At 64.2% G+C, this 16586-nt stretch carries 12 protein-coding genes; 4 read left to right on the plus strand and 8 right to left on the minus strand.

Annotation, left to right across the window (positions count from 1 at the left end; genetic code table 11):
• The first annotated feature begins 206 nt into the window (after positions 1–206).
• Positions 207–2303, plus strand: a complete 2097-nt coding sequence (locus B5V03_RS24905) for a GumC family protein (RefSeq protein WP_129273019.1) — start codon at positions 207–209, stop codon at positions 2301–2303.
• 7 nt (positions 2304–2310) lie between these two features.
• Here B5V03_RS24905 and B5V03_RS24910 read toward each other — a convergent pair whose 3' ends face one another.
• The gene (locus B5V03_RS24910; RefSeq protein ID WP_129273020.1) at positions 2311–3657 is read right to left on the minus strand and encodes a lipopolysaccharide biosynthesis protein; all 1347 of its coding nucleotides are present in this window, start codon (positions 3655–3657) and stop codon (positions 2311–2313) included.
• Positions 3658–4106: 449 nt separating this feature from the next.
• Between B5V03_RS24910 and B5V03_RS24915 the strand changes: the two genes are divergently transcribed.
• The gene (locus B5V03_RS24915; RefSeq protein ID WP_129273021.1) at positions 4107–5330 is read left to right on the plus strand and encodes an FAD-dependent oxidoreductase; all 1224 of its coding nucleotides are present in this window, start codon (positions 4107–4109) and stop codon (positions 5328–5330) included.
• 18 nt (positions 5331–5348) lie between these two features.
• Here the strand turns inward: B5V03_RS24915 and B5V03_RS24920 are convergent, their stop codons facing one another.
• Positions 5349–6485, minus strand: coding sequence for a GNAT family N-acetyltransferase (locus B5V03_RS24920; RefSeq protein WP_129273022.1), 1137 nt, complete (start codon positions 6483–6485; stop codon positions 5349–5351).
• Positions 6486–6706: 221 nt separating this feature from the next.
• Here B5V03_RS24920 and B5V03_RS24925 point away from each other — a divergent pair, with 221 nt between their 5' ends.
• Complete coding sequence (locus B5V03_RS24925; RefSeq protein ID WP_129273023.1) at positions 6707–7993, plus strand: O-antigen ligase family protein; 1287 nt, start codon at positions 6707–6709, stop codon at positions 7991–7993.
• 19 nt (positions 7994–8012) lie between these two features.
• A complete protein-coding gene (locus B5V03_RS24930) occupies positions 8013–9038 on the plus strand; it encodes a glycoside hydrolase family 5 protein (RefSeq protein WP_129273024.1) in 1026 nt (341 codons plus the stop codon).
• Between the two features lie 74 nt (positions 9039–9112).
• Here the strand turns inward: B5V03_RS24930 and B5V03_RS24935 are convergent, their stop codons facing one another.
• Genes B5V03_RS24935 through B5V03_RS24960 form a run of 6 tightly spaced genes read right to left on the minus strand, consistent with a single transcriptional unit; the run spans position 9113 to position 16583 of the window.
• The gene (locus B5V03_RS24935) at positions 9113–10327 is read right to left on the minus strand and encodes a M20 family metallopeptidase (protein WP_129273025.1); all 1215 of its coding nucleotides are present in this window, start codon (positions 10325–10327) and stop codon (positions 9113–9115) included.
• A gap of 17 nt (positions 10328–10344) precedes the next feature.
• Entirely contained in the window at positions 10345–11919 is a 1575-nt protein-coding gene (nikE, locus tag B5V03_RS24940; RefSeq protein ID WP_129273026.1) for a nickel ABC transporter ATP-binding protein NikE, read from the minus strand.
• Positions 11916–12746: an ABC transporter permease gene (locus tag B5V03_RS24945; RefSeq protein WP_129273027.1), complete on the minus strand. Its 831-nt coding sequence runs from the start codon at positions 12744–12746 to the stop codon at positions 11916–11918. The genes nikE and B5V03_RS24945 overlap by 4 nt, the downstream gene beginning before the upstream one ends.
• Positions 12739–13686 carry an ABC transporter permease gene (locus B5V03_RS24950; RefSeq protein WP_129273028.1) on the minus strand — a complete coding sequence of 316 codons (948 nt, stop codon included), beginning with the start codon at positions 13684–13686 and terminating at the stop codon, positions 12739–12741. Before B5V03_RS24950 ends, B5V03_RS24945 begins: the two co-directional genes overlap by 8 nt.
• A gap of 15 nt (positions 13687–13701) precedes the next feature.
• Positions 13702–15249, minus strand: a complete 1548-nt coding sequence (locus B5V03_RS24955; RefSeq protein ID WP_129273029.1) for an ABC transporter substrate-binding protein — start codon at positions 15247–15249, stop codon at positions 13702–13704.
• A gap of 17 nt (positions 15250–15266) precedes the next feature.
• Positions 15267–16583, minus strand: a complete 1317-nt coding sequence (locus B5V03_RS24960; protein ID WP_129273030.1) for a M20 family metallopeptidase — start codon at positions 16581–16583, stop codon at positions 15267–15269.
• Positions 16584–16586 lie beyond the last annotated feature (3 nt).

Here is a 16586-nt window from a genome sequence, read left to right on the forward strand (position 1 = left end):
ACTAGCGACAAACGGAGTTAATGCGCTGGCTGCCGCAACGGCATCTTTCGCAGGGCAATTTCGATGATTCCCGATGGCGCGAGACGCGCGCGTTAACCAGTTGGTCATGATTGCGCGGAGGGCGGAGTAACTGCCGATTAACCATAGATATTTACGGTAGCTCAGGCCACTGAACAGTGTTCGCCAGTTGAATCCGAGTAAAGTCCATGACGTTCGGTCGCCGCGCAGAGCCGACAAGTTCCGGATCGACCGGTGTCTCCGCGTCGTGGCAGACTCAGACTGCGTCGAACGACGAGGCGCGCGGAACCGCGGCGCGCCTTGGCGGCGTGCTCACCGCCGCAGGCGCGCTCTCTTTCATGCGGGACAATGCCCGCCGCATCCTGACGCTCGCGCTCGCGATCTTCGCCCTCGGCGTCGTCGTTCTCCTGGTGATCCCGGTTCGATTTGCCGCAACCGCGCTGGTCGTCGTCGATCCCCGCGAGCAACGTATCACCACCGAACAGGACGTTCTGCCGGGCATCGGGCAGGACAGCGCCGCACTGCAAAGCCTGGTCGAAGTGGCGAAGTCCGACGGCTTCCTCAAGCCGCTGATCGAGCAGCTCAGGGTTCAGGATGATGAAGACATTTCCGGGGGACACACCGATCCCGCGCGCCTGCTCGAGAGGTTCCGCAACCGTCTCGATATTTCCCGCCGTGGGCTGACCTACGTCATCGCCATTCGCTTCACCTCGAACCGGCCGGAGCGGGCGGCCTATTATGCCAATGCGATCGCCGAGGCGTTCGTCGCGGGCCAGAGAAGTATCCGCACCGATGCGACCGACGAGGCCGCCGACTGGCTGAGCAGCCGGCTCAAGACGTTGAACGACCGGCTGAAGGCGTCGGAGGATGCCGTCGCCGGGTTCAAGCTCGAGCACAGGATCGTCAACGCCGGCAAGGACTCCACGACCCAGCAATTGCGCGTGACCGAATTGTCGCAGCAGGTTTCTGCCGCGCGTGCCCGGACCGAAGAGGCGAAAGCGCGCTACGAGCAGGTGCAGCGCGACGTGAAGGCGAATGTCGAGGCTCCCGCCAGGCAGGATCTGCTCAGCGCCCTGCGCGCACAGCGTTCCGCGCTCAACGATCAGATCGCGCAGAAGCGTGCGGTGTTCGGCGATCGCCATCCCGACCTCGTCATGTCGTACAGCCAGCTGAACGATCTCAACAGGCAGATCGAGGTCGAGCGGACCAAGGGCATCGACACCGCCAAGTCGGAATATGAGGCCCAGCGCGATCAGCAGAAGGCGCTGGAGAGCCAGATGAAGGCGGCGGAATCGCAGCTGCTGGTCGACGGTCAGGCGCTGGTGAAGCTCCAGGAATTGCAGCGCGACGCCGAAGCCAACAGGAACATCTACGAGCAATTCCTGTCGCGTTCGAAGACGACAAACGAGCAGCGTCTCCTGCAGAGCTCCCAGACCAAGATCGCGTCCTCCGCCATTCCGCCGCTGCGCTCGACCCTTCCGCCGCTCCCCCTGCTGCTCGCCGCGCTCGCGATCGGCTCGCTGCTGACGTCGACGGCGGTCGTCGTCGCCACCGGCCGCGGATCCGACAAGGCCGTTGAAGAAGTTCGTGCGCCCGATCCGGCACCGCGCCAGCCTGCGCCGGCGTGGCCACGTCCGCCCCTGTGGGCCCGCATTCCCGATCTCGTACCGGGCGATGCTCCCAGAAACATCTGGCAAGGTCCCGTGTCCGCGACGGCTGAACTCGATCTCGGTCCTTATCTGCGCCCGCTGTTCGACAGGCTGGAGAAATTGCCGGCACAGCGGGGCAAGGTCGCCCTCGTGATGTCGGTCGGCAAGCGCGCCGGCGGCAACACCGTCGCCCGATCGCTGAACCGGTGGGCGGTGAACAGGGGGAAGCTGAGCGTCCTGATCCGGGTCGAGCCGGACCTCGGCGGTGCCGGGGCCGGACAGGCGAGAGGGCACGCGGACGGCACGACCACAGCAAGCTTTCCCGGTGTCGATGCGCTTCTGAGTGCCGGCAAGGGGCCCGGACTGTCGCCCGCGGAAGACATCCGTTCGGAGTTCGATCTGATCGTCGTCCACGCAAGCTCTCTGGCCTTGCAGCCGGAGGCGGCGGCGCTGGCTGCTCACGCCGATCTGATCATGCTGGTCGCGCGCGAGGACGCCGTCGATTCAGCCGCCATGCGCAGGGTGACGGCGGCGCTCTCCCGCTTCGGCGGCGTGCCGACCGGGATCGTCGTCAATCGCGTGCCTGCCGATCCCTCGGCTCAGCGTCGCGGTGAAGTGCTCGGCTTGACCGGTTGATCGGCGCCTAGTCGCCGGAGTCGGCGCCGCGAACCGCATAGGCGCCGCGCTTCGATGCCGAGAAGCGCAAAATCACGAGAATTGAGGGATCGACCCCGGTTCGCCGCCGGCAGAGGATGTTGAGCGCGATGGTCGCGAGCGCCAGCGACACGGTCGCCGAGATCGCAGCGCCAAGCACGCCGAGCCAGGGGATCAGCACGAGAAATCCGACCAGCCGCAGCGCCACGTTCGCCGCGACGACGGGCACGTAGATGCGCTCATGGCCGGTGAGCTGCAAGATCGCCGCGGATGGACCGCCCGCTGCCTGGAATGCCGTCCCGATCGCAAGCACGATCAGCACCCAGTGCTGCGCGGCGAAATGGGGGCCGAACAGGTTGAGCAGATACGGACTGCCGATCCAGATCAGGAGGAGTCCGCCGGCCACGCAAAGTGCGGTCACCTCCGCCATGAGCTGCAACGTTCGCTCGAACTCCTCGTGGTTCTTGCTGAAGTACAGCGAGGGAAGCCGGCGCGCGCCGAAACTGTAGAGCGCAGCCGACAGCATGGCGAAGATGTTGGCAAGGCGCGAAGCCGCGAAATAGATTCCGGCGGTCGCCGGATCCAGCAACCAGTAGACCAGGATGACGTCGAAATACTGGTTTGCCGCCTCGAGGATCGACGCGACCCAGAAATGAAGCGCGCTCGATCTCCAGCGCGACGTCTCGGAACGCGCCGGTGTGCCGCGGAAATCCGGCAGCGCTCGCGCGATCGCAATGATTTGGGCGCCGAGGCCCACCGACATCGCGATCGTCATCACGGCGATCAGTTCGGCGGGATCGAGCTGCCGATGACCGAACAACATGGCAAGCAGAAACAGGACGACGATGACCCGCCAGAAGAACTCGCGGTTTCCTTCGCCCATGAGAATGCTGACCAGTGAGCGCGCGATCTGGCTGCCGAGCATCAGCCCGGCACTCACGGCGGTATAGGCCGACACCGCGAGGATCAGCAGCCACCCATCGCCCCGCAAGCTCGCGACCAATGCGACTGCGGCGATCGCGATCAGCATCGCGACGGAGGCAATCCTGAAGCTCGACAGCAGGACACCCTTGGTGAGGTCGGGCCTGTCTCCGACGTGATACTCGTTCAGGAAACGCACCAGGAGGGATTCCTGGCCGACCAGTCCCACCACCGCTGCGATCTGGGCAACCGAAAGCCAGGTCGCAAAGATGCCGAATCCATCGGGCGACATCGTCCGTGCCGCGAGCGAGAACAACGCGAACGCAAGCGCGCCGCTGCCAACCTTGAGGAGGATGGTCCCGGCAACACCGCGCGTCACGTCGCGCCGCATGAACTGGATGATGGATTTGATCATGGAGGTTTAAGGGGCAGCTCTCCCCTGAAGAGACATGTTTAGATACCGGCGAGAGCCTAGCATGTCGAGAAATCGCGAGTGTTAATGGGCGGCCTTCCGAGGCCTGTTGGTCGCTGACGAGCCTGGCGATGGGCCGGGTGCGTCACCGTGAAACACCTTCGTCCAGTTGTCCCGGATCGAGCAAAGCGCGGCTGTGATCGAACAGCGATGTGATCCCGCGCGGATGAGGAACCGCCATGCATTCCACCGTGGCATTGCCGAAGTCCTGACGTCGTCGACCATCCTGAGCAAGACGCGTGCCGGGACGTCGCCCGGCGAGATCCGTTCATCGGTTCATTAACCTCGATCGACGGAAATGATCGCGCTTGGCCCTGCGATGCGACATCAGGCGGGATAATTGCACTTCGGGATAATAGCGGAACCGCCGTTAACCCTCGGGAGCCTGGACCATGACGGCGGACATCACCGTGACCGAGCCGATCGCCGCAGCGGGGACCGCAACGATCGTCGCTGAGATCGCGATCGTCGGCGGCGGCCTTGCGGGTTCGCTTGCGGCGGCCGTTCTGGCGCGGGCAGGGCATCATGTTGTGCTCGTCGACAAGCGCGCGGTTCATCCGGATGAGTTTCGGGTCGAGAAGATCGGCGGCCCGCAATTGCAGATGTTCCGCAGGCTCGGCTTCATCGATGCTCTCGCGAACGCCGCTTGTCGATACGACCGTGTGCTCAATGTCAGGGAAGGCAAGGTGGTCGATGTCAGCGTCAGCCAGGCTTATGGGCTTCCCTATGCCGATCTCGTTGCGATGGCGCGCAGCCAGTTGCCTGATCCGTCGAGTCTGATCGTTGACGACGTCACCGCTATCGGCTGTAGCGACGATATCCAGCATCTCGAACTTGCGTCCGGACGGCGCATCGACGCGCGCCTCGTCGTTCTCGCGACGGGCATGGCGGGCGCACTCGGTTACAAGCTCGGTATCAAGCGGCGTGTGCTGGCCGAGCGCCATTCGGTTTCGTTCGGCTTCACGATTGCCCGCACGGATGGCACACCGTTCGATTTCGAGGCGCTGACCTGCTACGGCGAGCGCACGGCAGACGGCGTCGACTATCTCAGCCTGTTTCCGGTCCGCGCCGGCATGCGGGCCAATCTCTTCATGTTTCGCGATCCGACCGATCCGGTCATGCGCGATCTGCGGCGTGATACGGAAGCGACGCTTCAGCGGTTGCTGCCGGGATTGCAGCCCTTCCTCGGCGATTTCCGCGTGACAGACCGGGTTCAGAACTGGGTGATGGACCTGTCCATCGTCGAAGGACACCTCCAGCCCGGAATAGTGATCATCGGCGATGCGTTCCAGACCAACTGTCCTGCCGCCGGCACCGGCGTTGCCCGACTGCTGGTGGATGTCGAGCGTCTCTGCACCGAATATGCGCCGCGCTGGCTCATGACCGAGGGCATGAGCCAAGAGAAGATCGCGGAGTTCTATTCCGATCCCGACAAGATCGCGGCAGACCAGCAATCGCTCAAAATGGCGCGCTTCCGCCAGGCGCTGACGTCACGCGACGACATCAGCTGGAATGTGCGGCGGCGCCTTCACTTCCTGCGGCGCAGGATCACCCATCGGGTCGACCAAATGCGGCCAGGCTGGCTCGCGCAGGTGCGAAGCGCACTGCGGGCCTGAGGGGCGCTCGTCGGCGCCTCAGCGCGTGGGCGTTGAGGTGCGGGTTGGCGAGAGCCTGAACTCCGACAGTCGCTTCGCCGCCAGTTTGAGCCAGGGCGCCTGCTTCAGGGCGAACAGGGAGATTGCGCCTGTGGTGCTGCCGGCTTGCGCAACCGCCCACATCGGCGAGGGCTGCGCGCCGAACAATTTCTTGTAGGGCTCGTCACCGATGGTGAAGTCGAGCATCTGGTCCCCGCGTTCGATGCAATCCCTCGCCACCTGCTCGAACATCAGCGCGCCCAGGGACTGGCTCTTGTACCCGTCGATATCGAAGGCGCTCATGATGACGAGGAAGCTGTCGCGATGGTGCAGTCCGAGCACGGCGGCGATCGCCTGGCCATCCATCTTCATGGCATAGAGCCGCACGAACGCGCCGAGACCGCGGACCGCCACGTCGGAATAGAAGTCGTAATATTCCGGGCGCTGAAGCAGGTCGCCGTCGCCTTGCGACTGAAACCGCGGACCGCGGAATTTCCTCATCACGTCCAGCGTGTCGAGGACGGAGACGCTGTCATCGCAGCATGCGAAGCTCAGCACACCCTTCTTCTGGAGCTGGCGATATTTCTTGGCGAGCTCCTTCTGATAGGAGCGATCCAGTGCACTGGCCCGCCATTGCTCGAATGGCGCGACGAGGACGGTGGCGTAGGCATTGGTGTCCATCGCCACCCGGCGCGGTGCAGCCAGCAGGTTCTCGATCGGAAGCCGCCCGTCCGGCAGCTTGGTCATTCGGAGCAGGTCGAAGGGGTGGACGAGATGCCGAATCTCCGCACATGCGTCCGCATCCCTGAGCAGCCCGGAAAACACCTCCGGACTGCAAACGGGCGCAAGATAGTCGGAGACGCGGAGGTCGGCGAATTCGACGGTCCGGATTGGCCCGCGCCGGATCCGGAGCAGGGGCAACACCATCGCAAGGGCACCCGTCGCGCGGTGGCGAGCCACGACAACCAGAGCGGTTGCCCCGGCATGAGACGCGAGCCTGGTGTAGAGGCTGTTCAGCCAGAGCGGATGCTGGAATGCGGTGGCGGCCGAGCCGGCGAACAGCGCTGCATATTCCGGAGACAGGAAGTCGAATGCCGGCTCGACGGTGATATCGAAGTGGTTGCCAGACGTAGTCATGCGTAACCAGGAAAATGATCTAACTCGGGAAATGGTCGATCGGGCCGGAGCCAAGGTTTATAGCAGGGGAGTGAGGAGCGAGATACCGACGGGGTACGATTTGCATTAATGCCTCGAAGCTGGCTCGTATCGTTACCGAACTCTTAAGATCCCGCGGCCGTGCGCATCGAGGTCGAGCCCGCGCTAGCAAATAATTAACCGCGATTAAGGAAGGTCAACTCATGGCCAGCCTGCAGACCGAGGTGGATTCCGGGGCACCCGGGAGCGCGATCTGGAAGACGCGCAGCGTTGGCGTGGAGAAGATGGCCAGGGCCGCCATCGGCTGCTCGATCACCGTCAATGTGGTCGCGTCGATGGGCACCTTCAATACGGCGCTGCTACCGACCGAGCTGACCTATCTCCAACAGGCCGTCGCGATCCTGATGTGGGTCGTCCTGATTTATGCAAGTGCATTCGTGCGCCCGCGCCTGCGTCTGCAATTCAATCCCGATTTGATCGCGCTGGTCGCATTCTACACCTTCGCCGTCATCTCCGTGTTCTGGACCAGCCTGAATGCCGCAGCGATCATGAAGAGCGCGGCGCTTGCGATGACGACCTTCGGCGCATTCTGCCTGATCACCCGTATCGACATGGACGAGGTCGTCAGGGCCACGGCCCTTGGGCTCTTCATACTGGTCGCCGCATCGGCGTTCTGCGCGCTTGCCGTGCCCGATATCGGGATAGACCATAGCTGGATGCACAATGGTCAATGGCAGGGCGTCTATGAATCGAAGCAGACGCTCGGTTTCGTCGGCGCCTATCTGATGTTCTTCGCCTGCTATCTGAAGATGAGGGGGCAGGGATGGCTGGTCTTTCTCGCGATGTTCCTTCTGGCCTCAACATGTGTCCTCGCGTCGGAATCGCGAGGCGCGGGTGCTGTGGCCCTGGCCGCCTGTGCACTGCTCGTGACCTCGATGCGGTCCGTCACCTGCATGAGACTTTATGCGATCCTGCCGTTCGTCATGTGTCTGCTGGCCGGCGCGCTGATCGTCTATTTCTACGCGACGGGTTATGACGCGATCCATGTCGGCGATGCCGCCATTGACCTGACCGAGCGGACTTTCATCTGGCACTACGCCATCAGCCATTTCGACGACGCCCCGCTGCTCGGCTTCGGGATCAACGGATTCTGGACCGTCCCGTCGATCTACGATTATTTCGAGCAGAACCACGGCTGGGTGCTCGACAATTATCACAGCGGCTATATCGCGATCCTGATGGAAACGGGATTTCTGGGCTACGTGCTTTTCGCGGGAAGCGTCCTTCTGTTCTCAAGCAAGGTTCTCCATCTGATTTCGGCGCGCGCGATTGACCGGTCGCACTGCGCCCTCATCATCGGCTTTGTCGTTCTCAGCTTTCAGACCAATTTTACGGAGACGACGTTCCTTCGGTCGACGATGTTCACGTCGGTGCTGCTGGTGTCGTTCTTCTTCACGACGTGCAGGCCGGTGCCGCAGACCGATCTCTGATCTCTGGAATGGAAGCAAGATGATCGCGATTCGCGCTCGCTGGCCGAGAAGCCTCAGTTTCCTGGGCGCGGTATTGCTCCTGACGTCACTGCTCTCGCATGCTCGTTCGGCCGAGCAGGGCGCGTCCCGCGACCTGCCGAAATTGGGACGCGGCATCAATATTCTTGGCTATGACGGGATTTGGGAAGGCGGTCGGAATGCGCCATTCCGCCTCGACAATCTGACGGCCATCAAGCGGGCGGGATTCTCGCACGTCCGGATCAATTTCTTCGGCTTCAAGTTCATGGGCGAGGCGAACGTGCTCGACGAGATCGTCCTGAGGCGGCTTGACGCCGTCATCGAGGACGTTCTCGCGCGCAATCTCATCCCCGTCCTCGACGAGCACGATACCCATGTCTGCCAAAGCGACGTTTCCGGATGCGGCGAAAAACTGAGGACGTTCTGGCGGCAGATCGCCGAGCGCTATGCCGGAAAATATCCCGCGCTGGTGTTCGAGGTCCTGAACGAGCCCGGTGGACAGATGACGTCCGCCGGCTGGAATTCGCTCCTCAACGAATGTCTTGAAATCATCCGCCGCACCAACCCCGAGCGGCCGGTGGTTGCCGCTGCTCTCAACACGGATGATGTTTTAATCGACGATCTGGCGCTGCCGGCTGGCGACAGAAATCTCATCGTCACGTTTCATTACTATGCGCCGATACGATTCACCCATCAGGGCGCGCCGTGGTCCCGCACGTTTTCGCGGATCGGGCCACTCGATTGGGGCAGCCCGGACGACGAGGCAAAGGCTGCCGCGGACTTCAGGAAGATCAGTCTCTGGGCCGAGAAAGAGAAGCGCCCCATCTATCTCGGCGAGTTCGGGGTCTACGAGCGGGCGCCATCCGAGAGTCGCGCGAGATATCTGTCGTTCGTGGCGAGAAGCGCCGACAGGCTCGGCTGGTCGTGGGCCTATTGGCAATTCGACCACGATTTCGCGGCCTTCGACAGTGCTCGCCAGGCCTGGAAGTCGGACATCCTGCGTGCCCTGATCCCGCCGTCGCACTGAAGCGACGGTCCCGATCGAGGTCAGTCCCACGCGACGCGGCCATGTGCTCGCGTACGCGCTTGGCGCGCATCTCGTCAGCCGCAAATCTCCAGGATGGCGAGCATGTAGATGCGGATCATGTCGGCGAAGTCGACGATATCGACGCGTTCGTCGGGCATGGTGTTGTAACGGCCGCCGGGACCGCAGACGATGCCCTCCATCCCGCCGAAATAGTGCAGATGACCAGCGTCGGTGCCGTAGAAGCAGCTCGGCGCAACGGCTCCCGTCGGCTGGTCCTCGCCGCGCACCGTGCGATAGGCGCGGTTGACCGCCGCGACGATCGGGCTGGTGCGCGCCACCTCGAAGGGCGGCATGGTCGGCACGCCGGCGCGGTCCTCCGACATGATCTCGGCCTTGAGGCCCGGAAACCGCGCTTCGAGCGCATCGAGCTCGCGGCGCATGTCGGCCATGGCGCCGGCCTCGGTCTGCCCCGGTGCGTAGCGGCCCGAACCCTTGATCCGCACGAAGTCCGCAACCTGGGGCGTACGCCATTCGTGCAGCTCGCGCCCGAGCGCGCCGTGGACGACGCCGACATGGACACGGTTGATCCGTTCATGCTCCGGCGAGAGCGCGCCCGAGAATGTCATCGCATTGAGGCGCGGGATCAGGTCACAGGCCGCCGTGATCGCATCGACCGCCTCTTCGCGCTTGGACAGATGGCGGGTATTGCCGGTCAACTCGATGATGAACATGAACGCCGCGGCGTGCATGGTCATCGCCTTCAGATCGGTCGGCTCCGAATTGATGAAGTAGTCCGCGCGAAGCCCTTGCTCGACCAGCGAGTAGGTGCCGACGCCGCCCTGCAGCTCACCGACCACGTAGGTGAGGATGACGTCGCCGCGGAGCTTGACGCCGGCATCGATCAGCGTTTTCACCGCGCAGAAATAGGCGGCGTCACCGGCCTTCATGTTGGAGACGCCGATGCCGTAGATGAAGGCATCATCGACCTTGCCGGCCCAGGGATCGACGGTCCAGCCCTCGGTCACCGGGTTGGTGTCGAGATGGCCATTGAACAGCAGGCTCTTGCCGCCACCCGACCCTTTCCAGCGGCCGACGGCGTTGACCCGGCCTTCATTGCCGAACGGCGTGAGCTCGGTCGCAAGGCCGATCTCGCGCATGCGGCCGGCCATGAAGGAGGCCAGTTGCTTTTCGCCGTCCGACTTGGAGTAGCTTTTCTGCTGCACCATGCGCGACAGCAGGTCGAGGGCCGCGGGCACGTCGATCCGGGCGAGAAGGGCGTTGTGATCCATGGAAGAAATCCTTGTCGTCAGCCGACCGGTACGGGGGAGGCGGCCATCAGTTCGCTTGTGTAGGGATGAACGTGATCTGCGTCGAAATCCTCGATCGGCAACAGGTCGACCATTTCGCCTTGGCGCATCACGGCGATGCGATGGGCGATCTGACGGATCAGGTTGAGATCGTGGGTGATGAAGAGGAAGGCGGTCCCGGTCGCCGCGCGCAGCGCCAGCAGCAATTCGATGATCTGCGCCTGCACCGAAACATCCAGCGGCGCGGTGATCTCGTCGCAGATCACGAGCTTCGGCCGAGCGGCAAACGCGCGTGCGATGGCGACTCGCTGCTTCTCGCCGCCCGAGAGCTGGTGGGGCCAGCGACGGGCATAGGAATCCGGCAGGCGAACCTGCTCGAGAAGGCGGGGAATCTCGGCGGCACTGCCGCCATAGAGTTTGAGCGGCCGCGACAGGATTTCGCCGACCTTGTGGCGTGGATTGAGCGAGGCATCCGGATGCTGGAAGATGATCTGGACGTCGCGGCGATAGGCCGCGTTCATGTCGCGCGCACCCGTGATCACGCGATTGTCGAAGCGGACCTTCCCCGAGAAGCGGGCAAGACCGGTGAGTGCGCGCGCCATGGACGATTTGCCCGACCCGGATTCGCCGACCAGGCCGAGGATTTCTCCAGCCCGCACGTCGAGGCCGATGCGCCTGGTCGCAGGCGGCGGTGCATCGCCAAACAGTTTGGCGCGGCCGTAATGAACTTCGATGTCCGACGCTGCGAGAAGAACGTCATCGCCAGGCTTGTCGTGAACGAGGCGCCGTTCCGGCCGCGGCACGGCTTGCACCAGGGCCTTCGTATCGGCATGGCGTGGCGCGCGGAAAATATCGGCGGCCGGCGCCTCTTCCACCAAACGGCCGCGTTTGAGGACCGCGACGCGGTCGGCGACCCGCGTCACCAGCGCGAGATCGTGGGAGATATAGAGCGCGGCAACGCCGGTTTCCTCGCGCAGCCGGGCAAACAGCGCGAGGATGCGTGCGCCGGTGATGACGTCGAGCGCCGTGGTCGGCTCGTCGAACAGGATGACGTCCGGCCGGCAACCGAATGCCGTGGCAATGATGACACGCTGCTTTTCACCGCCGGAGATCTCGTGCGGATAGCGCCGCATGATCGCGGCGGGGTCGCGCAGCTCGACATGACCGAGCAGGTCCACGGCCAGCGCATTCGCCTCGCGCTGGCTGAGCCCGCGATGCTGGAGCAGCGTCTCCGTCACCTGCCGCCCGATACTGAGCGTCGGGTTGAGGGCGGTCGACGGATCCTGGAACACCATGCCGAGCCGGCGTCCCCGGATTTTCGTCAGCTCGCGCGGGCCCAGGCGCTGAAGGTCGGTGTCGCTGAGACGCAGGGAGCCCGCGATTTCGCGGGCGTTGTCCGGCAAATGGCGCATCAGCGCCCAGGCGAGCGAGCTCTTGCCGGAGCCGGATTCTCCGACCAGGCCCAGCACTTCACCGGGGGCGATCTCCAGCGAAATGTCGTGCAGCACGCGCACCGGTCCCGCGGCCGTGACGTAGTCGAGCGTGTAGTTCTTGATGGCAAGCGCCGGGGTCACCGCTCATCCTTCGGATTGAGAGCGTCGCGAAGGCCGTCGCCCAGGAGGTTGAACGCAATGGCGGTGAGCGCGATCGCGGCGGACGGCGCGATCAGCCCCCACGGCGCCTGATACATATATTGTCGGGCATCCGCCACCATAAGCCCCCATTCGGATGCAGGCGGCTGCGCGCCGACGCCGAGGAAGCTGAGCGTTGCGAACAGCATGACGGCAAAGGACACGCGGATGGTGGATTCGATGACGATCGGCGCCATCACATTGGGCAGCATCTCGCGGAAGATGATCCACACTGCGCTTTCGCCACGCGCGATGGCTGCCTTGACGTAGTCCTGGTTGCGGATGTTGAGCGCGACCGAGCGGGTCACGCGCGCCATGCCGGGCGCAAAGGCGACCGCGATGGCGACGACAGCGTTGCCGGCGCCGTTGCCGAGCGTCGAGACCAGCAGCAGGGCCATCAGAAGGCCGGGGATCGCCATCACGGCATCGTTGGTGCGCATGATCGCCTCGTCGGTGCGGCCGCCGAGATAGGCCGAGCCGACGCCGATGATGGCGCCGGCTGCGCTGCCGACGAAGGTTGCGACCAGCGCCATCGGCACGGTCGAACGCGCGCCGACCATCAGGCGGCTCAGGATGTCGCGGCCGAATTGGTCTGCGCCAAGCCAGTTCTGCCAGCCCGGCGGGCGAAATCGGCCCAGAAAGTCGATCTTCTCCGGCGCATAGGGCGCGAGCGCCGGCCCGAACAGGCAGGCAATGGCGATGAGCGCCAGCAGCGCGACGCCGACAAGTCCCTGCGGTCTTCTGACCAGGCGGATGAGCAGCTCAATCATAGCGGATCCGGCGGTCGAGAAGGGCGTAGGTCATGTCGGCAAGCGTGTTGGTGATCGCGTAGGTCGCAGCCATGATCAACGCGCCTGCCTGGATCGATGGCAGGTCGCGCGTGGTGATGGCGACCATCAGCGCACGCCCGATGCCGGGAATGGCAAAAATCTCCTCGATCACGATGATGCCGCCGAGCAGGTAGCCGACATCAAGCGCGATGATCGTCACCACCGGCAGCAACGCATTGCGGAGCGCGTGGCGAAACAACACCGTGCGTTCCGGCAATCCCTTCAAGCGTGCGGCGCGGATATAATCCGATTTCAGCACGTCGAGCGTCTCGGAGCGCATCATGCGCATCACGTGAGCGATGAGGATCACCGAGATGGTCAGGACCGGCAGTGCCAGGTGACGGATGCCGTCGCCAAAATCCTCCGGCAGCGAGACGTAGCCGGTTGCCGGCAGCCAGTGCAGCGTGTCGGCCAGCAGGAGTGCGAGCAGGGTCGCGGTGACGAATTCCGGCAGCGAGACACCGAGATAGGCGATCAGGCTCACGCCCGTGTCGGTGAGCCGGCCATGCCGCAGCGCCGCTACCACGCCAAGCGGCACGGCAACGAGCAGCGTGACGAGGATGGAGGACGCCGCGAGCAGCAGCGAACGCGACAGTGCCGTCAGCATATCTGGACCGACGGGCTGGCTGGTTCGCATCGAGATGCCGAAATCGCCGCTGAAGACGCGGCCGGCCCAGCGCAGATATTGCTGCCAGGCCGGATCGCCGAGCCCGAGCTTTGCCCTGAGCGCGGCCAGCATTTCCGGCGTCGCGTTCTCACCGAGCAGCGACTGGGCTGCGTCGGCCGGCAAGACCTGCGTGATGGCGAACACCAGCATCGAGACCACGACGAGAGTGTAGGCCATCAGCAGCAGACGGCGCGCGAGCCAGGCGAATGACACCCGATATCTCCGGTGTCAGGCGCGCTTCGGCGCGCCGGTGCCGAGCGAGACCATGTCGAGGCGGAACACCGAGCCGCGCGGATGCAGCGTATAACCTTCGACATAGGCGCGCTGTGCGGCCAGAAGATCGAAGAACGCCGAGATCACCGAAGGGACTTCCGTGTTCATCAATTCCTGCGCCTTGGCATAGAGCGCGTTGCGCTTGACCTCGTCGGTCTCGACGCGAGCCGCGTTGATGATGGTGTCGAACTCGGCGTTGTTCCAGTGGGTCTCGTTCCAGGTCGCATTCGACGTGTAGAGCAGGTTGAAGATCGCATCTGCGGTCGGCTGCATGTTGTAGAAGCCGACGTAAAAATTGCCCTTCTTCCAGACCTGGTCGAGATAGGTCGCGTGCGGCATCGTCTGCACGTTGATGCGGAAGCCCGCCGCCGCGGCCATTTCGCGAACCGCGACCCCGAGCTGGGTGCGGGTGGCCGGCCTGTCGGAAGCGATCAGCGTCAGGTCGATCCCGTTGGGATAACCGGCCTCGGCCAGAAGCTGCTTCGCCTTGGCGACATCGGGCTTCTTTATCGGGATATTCTTGTAGAAATGATAGGCGGAGTTCAACGGCGTGTCATTGCCCGGCGTTCCGTAGCCGCCGGCGACGAAGCCGACGGTGGCCTCGCGATCGACCGCCAAGGCGAGGGCCTGGCGGACCCTGATGTCGTTGAATGGCTTCTGGTCGCATCCGAGGTTGATATTGAGGAACTGGCCGGAGGGCGTTCGCAATGCCTTGACGCCGCTGGCCTTCACAAGCCGCTCATACTCGCCGGGCGTTGTCGTCAGCAGCAGGTCGATCTCGCCGGACATCATCGCTGACGCTTCGGCGGTGCGATCGGGATAGACGAGCAATTCCACGCGGTCGAGGTACGGCCTCGTCGGGTCGTAATAGGCGCCGTTGCGTTCGACGACGATCTTCCGGTCGGGCTCATAGGACACCAGCTTGAACGGCCCGGTGCCGTTCGCCGTCGTCGAAAGGCTGGCGAGATCGGACGCGATGACCTTTGCCGGAACGATACGCGCGTTGAGATAGGTGAGAGCCACCGGCAGGTCGGCGTAGGCGCCGGAGAGCGTGAACTTGACGGTCAAGGCATCGATCGCGGCGACCTCCTTGATCGGACCGACATTGGTTCGGCCGGGGGAAGCGGTCTTCGGATCGAGGATGGCGTTGATGGTGGCGACGACATCTTCCGATGTCAGCGGCGAGCCGTCGTGGAATGTCACGCCCGGGCGCAGCTTGAAGGTCCACTCCGTCCGCGTCTCGTTCGGCTCCCAGGAGATCGCGAGGTCCGGCTCGACGGTCATGTCCGGCTTCAGCCGCGTCAGGTTGGAGTAGAGCAATTCGGTGACGAGATATTCCGGATTGACCCGCGCCAGCATCGGATGAATCACCGATGCCGCCTGGTCCAGCGACATCCGCAGCACGCCACCACGCTTGGGGGTATCGGCGACGGCGATCCTGGGAAGGGTGACGAGGCTTATGGCAGTCCCGGCAAGGAAGAGGCGGCGGGTGACGGACAGCATCGGAGTACGCTCCTGAGTTAGCGAATGGCGGTTGCTTCGGGCGAAAGATCGGAACGGAATTCGGCGGAGAGATAGGCGAGGACCGACTTCGCCAACGCGACGATGTCGGCGAGCGTGGTGAACTCACCGGGCGCGTGAATGCGGCTGTCCGGCCGGCCGAGGCCGGTCAACAGGATCTCCTGCATGCCGGTGGCTTGCACCCAGCCGAAGTCGGAGCAGCTTGTCGCGCCCCACTTGGCGAACTCATCGGGAGCGTAGCCGAACCCGGCCGACAGGGCCTCTTGCCAACGCGGCCAGTGCGGACCTGTCGGATCGGACGTCGGCATCAGATGACCGGTGAGGGCGATCTCAATCTCGGCCTGTGGCGCGGCCTTGCGGATGGCATCCTCGATCTCGCGACGCGCGGCGGAAAAGTCCTCTTCCGGCGCGTAGCGGCGGCAGACGAGGATCTCGAACTGCGAGGGGATCTGGCCGCCGCATTGGCCGCCATGCGCGGCGGAAATATCGAGCTGTGCGGCGAGCGGACGCGTCGCACCCGGCGGGGCGGGCAGGGCGGAGATGCGACCTGCGATCTCCGGCTTCAATGCGTTGAGCGCATTGAGGATCGGCAGGGCGGCCTCGATGGCATTGGCACCTCCTCCGGCGCTTGCGGCCTCGCTCGCATGAACTGTCCTGCCTTGGACGCGCACCAGAAGCGTGAACAGGCCGAAGCAGCCGGCCCAGATGCGTGGCGCGGCCGCACCGTTGAAATTGAGGATGTGACCTTCCAGCAAACCCTGTTCGGCGAGATAGCGTATGCCGGGATAGAGCCCGGCTTCCTCGTCGGTGCAGAGCAGCAGCATCGGATCGTAGCCGAGCGGCAGGCCGGTTCTGTCCGCGGCGCGCAACGCCAGCAGCACGGCGGCGATGGTGCCCTTCATATCGGCGGCGCCAAGGCCGATCAGCCGGTCGCCATCGCGCGTCAGCCGCAGTGGATCGGTGGTCCAGCCCGGCGAAGCCGGCACGGTATCGACATGGAAATACAAACCCAGCACCGGCTTGCCGGAGCGGCGGCGTGCGATGAGATTGGTGCGCGCGCCATGCGCCGGGCCGCCGTCGACGCGCCATAGCTGTTCTGGCACATCGACGCGCCGGCATTCCAGGCCGAGCCTTGCGACGACGCTCTCCATCTGCCCGGCAAACGCGCCGTATCCCGCACCGGGCGGAAAACTCGTGTCCACCGAAATCATCCGCGCGAGATCATCGACCGCGCTTTCAGCGGTGCGTTCGATCTCGGCAAAGCCGTCGGCCAGGGGCGGCCCGGCCAGCCGGGGGCTTGATGGAGGCGAAATCATTTG

Origin of the sequence: Bradyrhizobium betae (assembly GCF_004123905.1) — a bacterium.
GTDB lineage: Bacteria > Pseudomonadota > Alphaproteobacteria > Rhizobiales > Xanthobacteraceae > Bradyrhizobium > Bradyrhizobium betae_A.